Source organism: Bacteroides pyogenes DSM 20611 = JCM 6294, from assembly GCF_000428105.1.
GTDB classification, from domain to species: Bacteria; Bacteroidota; Bacteroidia; order Bacteroidales; family Bacteroidaceae; genus Bacteroides; species Bacteroides pyogenes.
In genome coordinates this window covers 184,979-196,300 of record NZ_KE386623.1, presented here as the reverse complement: position 1 = coordinate 196,300, position 11,322 = coordinate 184,979, and the positions used below count along the sequence as shown (strand labels likewise).

General features: G+C 46.9%; 10 protein-coding genes. 7 read left to right on the top strand and 3 right to left on the bottom strand.

The window, feature by feature from the left end; translation table 11 throughout:
- The first annotated feature begins 35 nt into the window (after nt 1-35).
- From C234_RS0113815 to C234_RS0113790, 6 genes are all read left to right on the top strand, one after another.
- On the top strand, nt 36-779 hold the full coding sequence (locus C234_RS0113815; protein ID WP_027326237.1) for a polyprenol monophosphomannose synthase: 744 nt from the start codon (nt 36-38) through the stop codon (nt 777-779).
- Complete coding sequence (locus C234_RS0113810; RefSeq protein ID WP_027326236.1) at nt 776-2,116, top strand: dihydroorotase; 1,341 nt, start codon at nt 776-778, stop codon at nt 2,114-2,116. Before C234_RS0113815 ends, C234_RS0113810 begins: the two co-directional genes overlap by 4 nt.
- A 106-nt stretch (nt 2,117-2,222) precedes the next feature.
- Nucleotides 2,223-3,140: a vitamin B12 dependent-methionine synthase activation domain-containing protein gene (locus C234_RS0113805; RefSeq protein WP_034536579.1), complete on the top strand. Its 918-nt coding sequence runs from the start codon at nt 2,223-2,225 to the stop codon at nt 3,138-3,140.
- Nucleotides 3,141-3,209: 69 nt separating this feature from the next.
- Nucleotides 3,210-3,722, top strand: a complete 513-nt coding sequence (locus C234_RS0113800; protein WP_027326234.1) for an RNA polymerase sigma factor — start codon at nt 3,210-3,212, stop codon at nt 3,720-3,722.
- A 3-nt stretch (nt 3,723-3,725) separates the two neighbouring features.
- Complete coding sequence (locus tag C234_RS0113795) at nt 3,726-4,301, top strand: hypothetical protein (RefSeq protein ID WP_027326233.1); 576 nt, start codon at nt 3,726-3,728, stop codon at nt 4,299-4,301.
- A 41-nt stretch (nt 4,302-4,342) separates the two neighbouring features.
- Complete coding sequence (locus C234_RS0113790) at nt 4,343-5,509, top strand: metallophosphoesterase (protein WP_027326232.1); 1,167 nt, start codon at nt 4,343-4,345, stop codon at nt 5,507-5,509.
- On the opposite strand, the gene C234_RS0113785 is transcribed toward C234_RS0113790, so the two are convergent.
- Nucleotides 5,493-8,357, bottom strand: a complete 2,865-nt coding sequence (locus tag C234_RS0113785; RefSeq protein WP_027326231.1) for an AAA family ATPase — start codon at nt 8,355-8,357, stop codon at nt 5,493-5,495. The genes C234_RS0113790 and C234_RS0113785 overlap by 17 nt on opposite strands.
- Entirely contained in the window at nt 8,354-9,610 is a 1,257-nt protein-coding gene (locus C234_RS0113780; protein ID WP_027326230.1) for an exonuclease SbcCD subunit D C-terminal domain-containing protein, read from the bottom strand. The genes C234_RS0113785 and C234_RS0113780 overlap by 4 nt, the downstream gene beginning before the upstream one ends.
- Before the next feature lie 121 nt (nt 9,611-9,731).
- On the opposite strand from C234_RS0113780, the gene C234_RS0113775 reads away from it, so the two are divergent.
- A complete protein-coding gene (locus C234_RS0113775; RefSeq protein WP_027326229.1) occupies nt 9,732-10,490 on the top strand; it encodes a lysophospholipid acyltransferase family protein in 759 nt (252 codons plus the stop codon).
- Between the two features lie 66 nt (nt 10,491-10,556).
- Here C234_RS0113775 and C234_RS0113770 read toward each other — a convergent pair whose 3' ends face one another.
- Nucleotides 10,557-11,285, bottom strand: a complete 729-nt coding sequence (locus C234_RS0113770; RefSeq protein ID WP_027326228.1) for a DUF4369 domain-containing protein — start codon at nt 11,283-11,285, stop codon at nt 10,557-10,559.
- Nucleotides 11,286-11,322: the final 37 nt, after the last annotated feature.

Below are 11,322 nucleotides of genomic sequence, written 5' to 3'. Positions count from 1 at the left end.
AAAGCGTTATATTTGTCTTCAAATTACAAGTTTATATGCAAACATCCGATAGCATCGTCATCATCCCGACTTATAACGAACGGGAAAACATCGAAAACATCATTCGCGCAGTCTTCGGTTTGGAGAAAGTCTTCCATATATTAGTGATAGAAGACGGTTCGCCCGACGGTACGGCAGCTATTGTAAAGACCTTGCAACAAGAGTTCCCCGAACGCTTGTTTATGATAGAACGCAGCGGAAAACTCGGATTGGGAACGGCGTACATCGCAGGCTTCAAATGGGCGCTCGCGCATAGCTACGAATATATTTTCGAGATGGACGCCGATTTCAGCCACAATCCCAATGATCTTCCCCGCCTGTATAAAGCCTGCGCGGAAGAAGGAGGAGACGTTTCCGTAGGTTCACGCTACGTAAGCGGCGTAAACGTGGTCAATTGGCCGATGGGGCGGGTATTGATGTCGTATTTCGCTTCCAAGTATGTGCGTGTCATCACAGGCATTCCCGTCCACGACACCACCGCCGGTTTCGTATGTTACCGCCGCCAAGTGCTGGAAGCCATCGATTTGGATCAGATACGCTTCAAAGGATACGCCTTCCAGATTGAAATGAAATTCACAGCCTACAAATCCGGATTTAAAATCATCGAGGTGCCTGTCATCTTCATTAACCGCGAACTCGGAACATCGAAGATGAACAGCAGCATTTTCGGCGAAGCCGTATTCGGAGTAATCACAATGAAAGTAAACAGTTGGTTCCATCCTTATCCGAAAAAGAAATGAAACGCATATTGATTCAAAACGCCATTCTCGTAAACGAAGGCAGGAAAGTGGCGGCCTCGGTGGTTATCGAAGGTGAAAAAATAGCTGAAATCTTGGTAGACGGCCAACTCCCCGCCGATTCATGTGAAGAGGTGATAGATGCCGCGGGATGCTATCTTTTACCGGGCGTGATCGACGAGCACGTCCATTTCCGCGATCCGGGACTGACTCATAAAGCGGACATAACAACCGAAAGCCATGCCGCAGCCGCAGGAGGCATCACTTCCATCATGGACATGCCCAACACCAATCCCCAGACCACAACATTAGAAGCTTTGGATGAGAAGTTCGATTTATTGGCGGCAAAGTCTTCCGTAAACTACTCTTGCTACTTCGGAGCCACCAACAGCAATTATACATTACTTCCCCAATTGGATAAGCACCGTGTCTGCGGAGTGAAAATATACATGGGAGCGAGCACCGGCAATATGCTGGTCGACCGGACGGCGAGCCTGCGCAATATATTCGGAGGTACGGATTTGCTGATTGCCGCCCATTGCGAAGACCAGGGAACCATCCGGAAAAATACCGACAGATATAAAAAAGAATACGGAGAGAACGTGCCTTTAGAATTTCATCCGGCCATCCGGTCGGCCGAAGCCTGCTACCGTTCGAGCGAGCTTGCCGTGCAACTGGCGCGCGAAACGAATGCCCGCCTGCACATTATGCACATCTCCACGGCCAAAGAACTCAACCTGTTCACTCAGGCGCCTCTGACTGAAAAGAGGATTACGGCGGAAGCATGTATTCCGCATCTGATGTTTGCAGAAGAAGACTATGCCGTTTTGGGCGGACGCATCAAATGCAACCCTGCGGTGAAAACGGCCGATGACCGGAAAGCCTTGCGGGATGCCGTGAACGACGGACGGATCGACGCCATTGCCACCGACCATGCTCCTCACCTTCTGAACGAGAAAGAAGGAGGTGCCTTAAAAGCCGCATCGGGAATACCGATTCTGCAATTTTCACTCGTCAGCATGCTGGAGCTTGCGGACAAAGGAGTTTTCACCATCGAAAAGATAGTAGAAAAGATGTGCCATGCCCCTGCGGAAATGTACAAGATAGCAAACAGGGGATACATCCGCCGGGGATATCAGGCAGACCTCGTTCTGGTACGTCCCGACAGCAATTGGAAAGTTTCAGCGGAGTGTATCCGGAGCAAATGTAAATGGAGTCCGTTCGAAGGACATACTTTCAACTGGAAAGTGGAAAAAACATTTGTAAACGGACATCTGTTATATAACAACGGGAGCATAGACGAGAACTATTGCGGACAAGAACTTCGTTTTGAAAAATGACTAAAGCGATAAACCGCAAGAGTTTCTCAAAAAGTCACGGAAATTTCCGCAGACTTGCCAAAAAACGAATGCTCCGAAGCACATTGACAAAAACTTGAAGAGAACAATGCGACAAATCAGCGAACAATTATCTTTTGCCGTTCACGAAGTCAGCCCCTATATCAACTGGATTTATTTCTTCCACGCCTGGGGATTTCAACCGCGCTTCGCCGCCATTGCCAACATTCACGGCTGCGACGTCTGCCGCGCTTCATGGCTCACCACATTTTCCGAAGAAGACCGCAGCAAAGCCTCCGAAGCGATGCAGCTTCTCAAAGAGGCCAACCGCATGCTCGATTTGCTCGACAGGGATTATCGGATAAATTTTATTTTCAAAATCTGCAAGGCAAACTCCGACGGCGACAACCTGATTATAGAAAAAGAACCGGGACATTCGCTCGTGTTTCCGCTGCTCCGCCAACAGACACCGAAGCGAGACAAAAGTCCTTTCCTGTGCCTGAGCGATTTCATTCGTCCGGCAGCGTCAGGAATACCGGATACGATCGGAGCTTTCGCCTCTTCCATCGATGCCGATATGGAAGGACTTTATGAGAAAGACCCGTACAAGCATCTGCTTGTTCAAACTCTTTCCGACCGTCTGGCGGAAGCGGCAACCGAAAAGATGCACGAATATGTACGCAAAGTGGCGTGGGGGTATGCGAAAGATGAAGACCTGACCATACCCGAGCTTTTGGTTGAAAAATATCGAGGCATCCGTCCGGCAGTAGGCTACCCCTCACTTCCCGACCAATCGGTCAATTTCTTGTTAGACGAGCTCCTGGAGATGAACCGGATAGGAATTACACTTACCGAAAACGGAGCGATGCGTCCGCACGCTTCGGTCACCGGACTGATGTTCTCGCACCCTGCCGCAGAATATTTCTCGGTAGGGAAAATAGGCGAAGACCAATTGGAAGATTATGCCCGTCGCCGGGGAAAAACGATTGAAGAAATGCGCAAATTTCTGGCGGCTAATTTGCAATAAATTTCCTTTTCATGTGATTTTCGCCTTTCTTATACGACTAACTAACCGGAAAAGCTATCGAAGAAATCCATGAGCAAGCATATAACTGAAGCAACCCGCTCCGTCGAACAAGAGTTTCTGGCAATCATCCGCGAATACGAACGGATCATTTACAAAGTATGTTACTTATATGCCCGTCCCAATGCGCCCCTTAACGACCTGTATCAGGATGTAGTTCTCAATCTTTGGAAAGCCTATCCCAAATTCCGGAAAGAATGTAAAGTCTCCACATGGATTTACCGCATTGCATTGAATACATGTATCAGTTTTCTGCGCAAAGACAAACATCTACCCGAAATTGTTACCCTTACTCCGGAAATGAATGAAAGAAAAGAGGGATATGATCCGGTGCACGAAATGCTGAAACGGCTTTACAGTATGATAAACCAATTGGGACAACTCGACAAATCGATTATTCTGCTTTATCTGGAAGAAAAAAGCTACGAAGAAATAGCCGAAATTACCGGGCTTAGCGTAACCAACGTAGCAACGAAACTGAACCGGATAAAAAACAAACTAAGAAAAATGAAAAAGGAAGGATAAGATATGGAATTGGAAGAATTGAAAAAATCGTGGAATATCTTTGACGAACATCTGAAGAATAAAGAATTACTCAAAGAGGAAGAAGTGAATAAGCTGATAGATCATGCCGGCAAAGGAATTCATGCCATAGCCCGCCTGAATCTCCAACTGCTGTTGATATCGCTTCCGATACTATGCTTACTCATAGCGGACGTATGGTTCAATGGCAAGCTGAATCCTGTTTATATAATCGTTATTGTATCTTTGATTCCCGCATTTTGCTGGGATATATTTACATTTCGCTTTCTCCGGAAAATCCAAGTAGACGAAATGCCGCCGGTAGAGGTGATCGGGCGCGTCAACCGCGTACACCGATGGATGATCCGGGAACGGATGATTGCTGTGGGCTATCTGCTGCTACTGGCCATGTTGTCATTTATTTATTGGGAAGTATGGCAATATGGAGCTTTGCCGGTTTTATTCTTTATGTTCCTGTGGGGAGGAGGATTGGCTTTAATCTTATGGGTTTATCGCAAGAAGTTTTTAAACCGCATTCGGGAAATCAAGAAAAACTTAAATGAGTTGAAAGAACTGATGTGAGCCCGAACAATAAAGATAATTGATAACTCCTGACAATATTTATGCTGCAACGTGTGTTCCTTTTTCTGCTGATTTTCCTTATTATGCCGGATCTCTTTCTATTTTTCCGGTTCATTATACGGATTACCCGAAAGCGATGGTTGCGTATAGCCTATTGGATACCGACTTTTCTGCTGGCCACAGGATTGCTTTGTCTGGTAGGCTTCGCTAATTATGGCTTTATTCAGCAACATAGTCAGGCAATCGGCTGGTTCTCTATTGCGTTTTTCCTGTTTACGGCACCCAAATTGCTTTTAGCCATCTGTACTTTGATTGGCATGCCTTTCCATAAATGGTTTCGACTGCCACGAACACCCTTTATAGGTACGGGGCTTACGCTTGCAACACTCTCCGTGTTCATGATTCTTTACGGATCGTTTATCGGACGTACAAAATTTGATGTGAAAGAAGTCACCTTTTCCTCCGGTTTCCTCCCTGAGAGTTTCAACGGATATCGCATCGTACAACTATCTGACATTCACATCGGCAGTTGGCAAGACAACAGTGCCGCCATTGAAAAACTGGTAGATTTAGTCAACGAACAGGCTCCCGATCTGATAGTCTTCACAGGCGATCTGGTAAATCACCGGGCGATAGAGCTCAACGGTTTCCAGAATATTTTAGCCCGTCTGAAAGCAAAGGACGGAGTATACTCTGTTTTAGGCAATCATGACTACGGTCCTTATTTTCGCTGGAGAAGCAAACAGGATGAAATCAACAATTTAAAAGAACTTCAACGCAGACAGAAGCAAATGGGATGGAAACTTTTGAACAACTCGCATGCCATCCTTACGCATGGGACCGACAGCATCGCGCTTATCGGCGTAGAGAACGAAGGAGAGCCTCCTTTCTCCCAACACGGCGACCTGAAAAAAGCGATAAAAGGCACTGAAGGTTTGTTTCAGATTCTTCTGAGTCATAATCCGACACATTGGAGGCGGGAGGTTCTTCCCGAATCGAATATCGACTTGATGCTGGCGGGACATACCCATGCCATGCAGCTGAAAATAGGCGAATACTCTCCTTCCGCTTATATCTATCCGGAATGGGGCGGCATGTATATGGAAAAGGGGCGCGGGCTCTATGTCAATATCGGCATCGGCTACATAGGGCTTCCCTTCCGGTTCGGCGCCTGGCCCGAGATAACCGTAATTACCCTACGACGGTAATCACGCTTTTTCCATTCGCTTTCTTCTGCACTTGCACCTGAACGGCAATTCGTTCGCTCATTTCCTGTACGTGCGAAATCACTCCTATCTTCCGCCCCTGCATCTGCAATTGCTCCAACGCTTCCATAGCGGTACGCAGACTATCGGCATCCAGCGAGCCGAACCCTTCGTCGATGAAAAGAGATTCGACCGTCAAATTGTTACTCGAAAGCGACGACAATCCCAGTGCCAACGCCAGCGAAATTAAAAAAGATTCTCCGCCCGAAAGCGAATATACTGTCCTCACTTCATCGCACATATCGAGATCGATCACCTGAAGCCCTAAGGTTTCGGGCACTTGCTGCAACTTATAGCGTTTGGAAAGGTAAGACAAATGCTTGTTGGCGTGCCAAAGCAATAAGTTCAACGTGTAACTCTGCGCAATTACTTTAAACTTCGCTCCATCGGCACTGCCGATCAGTTTGTTCAATTTGGCCCAACGCTCTGCAGACAAACTTTTATCCGCCAGTTCCTTCTCTATCTCCTCCATAGTTGCCCTGTTCTTTGCCTGCTGCAATAGGCGCGCTTCGATAACAGACAGCGCGCGTTCCGTATGCAGATTTTCTTCCTGTTGCTTTTCAATAGCTTCTGCAAGGCGGTCGGGCTGCTCGATCCGTTGCTGACGCTCCCTCAGTTCGTCAATGACTGCCGATAGTTGTTTCATTTCTCCTTGCAAACCGGAAAGTTTGTTCCGCACATTCTCCACCTCCTGTCGGCTTTTATCCAGAGCCACAGTCAAATCTTTCTCTCTTTTAGCCACCGCAATTTCCGCTTCATCGGCATCTTTTCCTTTCAGCAAACCGGCACGTTCATGCTTCAAGCCGTTCAATGCCTTTTCTATTTCCTCAAACTTAGCAAGTTCGGCAGCCACCGCATGGCGCAACAGCGACAATTGTTCTCCGGCAGCAAGAGATTGCTGCACAAACAATCGGTGCTGAGCAACATTCGTCCGCAGGGTCCGGCAATAATCACGCTTTCTTTTCAAGAGTTCATCCGATTGCTGCCATTCGGCATACAGGTTACGATATGACAGAATCTTTTTTTCTAATTCGTTCAAGCAGGTTTTTAATTCATCTTCGCTCACATTTTTCGCCCCTTCTTCTTGCAACAAAGCCAATTGCGCCGCCAACTCCTCTTCCAATTTCTTTTGATGGGCCAAATCACGCTGCACGGCAATATTCCGGTTGTTCGCCCGTCGATAAGCCTCCGATGCCGCTTTATATTCCAGTTCCATATTCCGGAAAATCGCATCTACCGCTTCCGATTCTTCATGATAAGGATGATTTTTGCTGCCGCAGACCGGACAAGCCTCTCCTTTCTTCAACTGCCGGCGCAAAGCTTTCACATCTTTTCCTACAGCCATACGGGCATTGTCATAAAGTCGCTGAACCGTGTTGAGAACAGACTCACAATCGGCTAAACAATTTGCCACTTCACCCGATTCTTTCTCCAGCTTTCTTTTTTCTTCTTCGATTTTCATCCGGGTATCCGTCAGTTTCCGAATATTCCGCGAACGTTCCAACTCCTTCTGCAACCGGTTCCGTTCCTCCATTTTCGACGGATAACCGAAATCGTTTACCCGTTTCAAAAGAGCCTCGCTCTTTGTCTCTTCCTCTTTCAATCGTTCTTCTTCACCCGACAAAATAGATTCGGCCTCTTCTATCTCCAACTTTTCCGTCCCGCCATGATTCAGCAAATTACCCAATACATGGTAAGAATCGTTCAATTGCTTGTCGAAAGAGCGATATTTCGCCTCTCCCGCTTTCAATTGCGAACGAATCTCTTGCAGACTCCGTTCGGACTGCACGTACACTCCCTCCTGAGAACGGATTTGTACATCCAATTCACGGGCTTTCCTCAGGTCGGGCTGTATGGCTTCCCATTGTTCTTTGAAACGAGCAAGTTCTTCTTCGCGTACACTCAGAACTTCTTGCGCTTTTTCCTTTTTCTCAAGCGCTTCCTGCTCCTCATTCTGTTTCTTTTTCCAAAGCTCTTCCTGCGTTTTCAAAGAGTTTACTATCGTCAACTGAGTGTTCAGTTCCGCCAATCGCCGGATCCCTTCCGAACGCTTCTCTCCTTCCGTCTCTTTCTCCTTTTGCAATAGAAGCAATTCCTCTTCCGGTATCAGTTCTATGACATTCTTTTTACTTTCAATCAGTGCCATTTCCTCTTGAACAGCCTTATTCCGTGCAAAAACCTCCTGTGAAATGAGCGAGTAAATGCCTGTTCCTGTCAACTTCTCCAACAATTCGGCTTTTGCCGCTCCTTTAGATTTCAAGAAAGTGGCAAAATCATTCTGCGCCAGCAACACCGTGCGGGTAAACTGCTCGTATGTCAGTCCTGTGCGTTCCGCCAATTGAGCCAACAATTCTCTCTTTGTCCCCTGCAATTCCTTTCCGGTATCCAGATCCTTCACCTCCAGCACTTGTGGCTGTAACGAACCGTCTACTTTGTATCTTGTCCGCCTTACCGACCAACGCGATCGGTAACGGTGCCCGTCCACAGCTTGAAAATCGACTTCCGCATATCCGTCGCCCGTGCCGCGACGAAGCATGTTCCGCACATCCGACTGGTTTACCTGATTCTCTCCCACATCTGCAAGAGCAATGCTTTCTACGGAAGCGGTGAAACGGGGAGCCTTATCATACAACGCCAGACAAAGAGCGTCCAACAAAGTCGATTTTCCGGCGCCCGTAGGCCCCGAAATCGCAAAGATGCCGGCCGATCGCAAAGGTTCCGCCGAGAAATCGAGTTCTACGCTCCCCTCTATCGAAGTCAGATTCTTTAATCGTATCGCAATGATTCTCATTTTCCTTCCTCCTCTTCTTGCCTGCGTACAGCCGACGCATAAACTTCTTCAAACAAGCCCGTCAACTCGGCAGGCATTTCCGTATGATATACTTTTTCAAAAGCAGAACGGGCGATTTGCAACGGAGACATTTCCTCCAATCCTCTCTTCCACTTCTCCTGTTCATTCTCATCCTCTTTAGCTTCACCGTGAAAAGTTCTCACGATACGCGCCAGACGGTAATTCTTATCCGCAAGCGCGTCTTCCACCTCTTGCTTCAATGCAGGCTCGGGTTCTTCCAAAAGAATTTTCACTTCCAGATAAGGAGGCGTTCCCTCTATCCGGGGCAACTCATGCAACGCTTGCAATACCGAATCTATCGGTTCGGCCTCTCCGCCCGGCACGCTGACCAAAGGAATTCCTCCCGAATATTCAAGACGTTCTATCGATAACGCTCGACCTTTGTCCAAAGTAACCATCACCACTCCATGATGATAGTTCTTCTCCGCAAACGACATCGAAATAGGACTCCCCGCATAACGCACATTTTCTCTTCCCGAAACGCGCTGCGATTTATGAATATGTCCCAAAGCCGTGTAAGCGATCTGCTCGGAGAAAGCGTCGGGCGAAACGCATTCCAAGCCTCCTATCACCGTCCGTTCGCTATAATCTTTTTCGGCAATCTCCGATCCCGTCGCCTGTAAATGCCCGATTGCAACAAGAGCCTGATTCTTTTTCCGGCGATCGCACAACAAACGGAAGAAACGCTTATAAAACTCGCGCACTCCCTCCGCATAAGGATTGCCGTCTGTCTGCACTGCGGGATAATCGCCCTGACGCAAAAAAGGGACAGCCATGCACAGCACTTCCGTCTCTCCCTGACGATTTTTAAGCTCTACCGTCAGATGGTCGAAATCTATTTCTCCGTCTTTCCCCTTTCGCACCACTCCCTTCACTTCCGTACGCATGGCTTGCAACAACGGCAAGGGAGCTTCGAGACGCGCCGCCGAGTCGTGGTTACCCGCCACTATAACAATTTGCAAATTCGGATTCTCCGCCGTCACTTTATGAATAAATTGATAATACATCCGTTGAGAAGCGGCGGAAGGATTGGATACATCAAAAATGTCTCCCGCCACAATCAACGCGTCGATCTCTTTTAAACGAATCTCTTCCGCCAGCCAGTCGAGAAAATCCTGATGCTCCTCCGTGCGGTCGAAACCGAAGAAAGTTTGTCCCAAATGCCAGTCGGCAGTATGCAGCATACGTATCATATCATTTGCAGTTATCTGTAACTAAATGACAAAAATAGCACAAACAAAAAGTTTATGCGGCATTCGATTGCTTTTTTTACGAAGATTCGTTTATCTTTGCATAGATAAAAAATCCTGCCTTATGAAGATTCTTTATTATGCGTATCAAGTTTGCATTGCTCTGCCCATTTTGTTGGTATTGACTATTTTAACGGCAATTATTACAATTGTAGGTTCTCTGTTGGGAGGTGCCCATTTCTGGGGATACTATCCGGGAAAAATCTGGTCGCGGTTGGTTTGTTTCTTTTTGTTGATTCCCGTGAAAGTTCGCGGTCGTGAACACTTGCATGATAAGACATCATATATCTTCGTACCGAACCATCAAGGTTCGTTCGATATTTTCCTGATTTACGGTTATATCGGAAGAAATTTTAAATGGATGATGAAAAAAAGCCTGCGGAAGTTGCCGTTTGTGGGAAAAGCCTGCGAAAGTGCCGGCCATATTTTTGTCGACCGTTCGGGTCCAAAGAAAGTTCTGGAAACCATCCGGCAGGCCAAATCATCACTGAAAGATGGCGTATCGCTGGTGGTTTTCCCCGAAGGCGCACGTACATTCACAGGGCACATGGGATATTTTAAGAAAGGAGCATTCCAATTGGCGGACGATCTGCAACTCGCCGTCGTACCGGTTACCATAGACGGTTCTTTTGAAATTCTGCCCCGTACCGGAAAATGGATACATCGTCACCGTATGATATTGACGATTCATGAACCTATCCCACCCAAAAGCAAAGGAATGGAAAATATCAGAGCAACAATGGAGGAAGCCTATGCGGCAGTCCAAAGCGCCTTGCCCGAGCAACATAAAGGCATGGTAAAAAACGAAGACCAAGACTGGTAAAAAGCCTGAAAGGGGTTCGGAAAGTTTGAAAGCGGCACGGAAACCTTTTCCGATTCTGCCGCCTTATTATTTTTGTGCGGCAGCCGTCTGTTGCATCCGTTGATGTTCTTCAATCAGCTTCATATTCTCTTTTGCTTTTGTCAGAAACTCCTTCACCATCGGATTACTTTTAAAAGAATAGGGAGCGTCTTTGACTATATCATCGATTTGCGGCGTCATGACAGGGTAAGGTAAAGAGCTGCACAACATCATAAACACGTTAGGTCCCAATACATTCTCATAATTATCGGAAATAAAAGCTTTCACATAACGGTTCATTGTGTCCAGAAGCGAATCGCTTTCCGCAGCCAGTTGCTTGTGAATATCGCCTAAATCGCATCCTTCCATTACCATACGTGTTTCTTTCTGTTCGAGTTCCATAAGACTCTCCTCTATCGAATTTTTTTTCGCAATAAATTCATAAAGCGAAGCATTCAAAGGAGTTCCCGAAACCTTCAGATCGGTATTGCTGATGGTGACCTTTATTTTCCCTCTTTCCAGCACAACCGGCATCAAGCTCTGCTCGTCCATATAGAGCGAAATCATCTCTACGGAATCCATCTTTCCTTTCATTGAAAATAAACCGTGAATCACCTCCGCCGAATCGATTTTTACCCATTCTTCGCCACGCAAAACCTTCAGATAAATCATCTTTCCGTCCAAATGATTGACGGAAGAGGTCCCTTCTATTTTGTAGGTATGACTGCACGCCACCAACAAAGGAAGCAGAAATAAAAAAGAGAATAATCTGTTCACGTCCGTTTATTCATTAAAATCCGCAAGCAAAGTTACA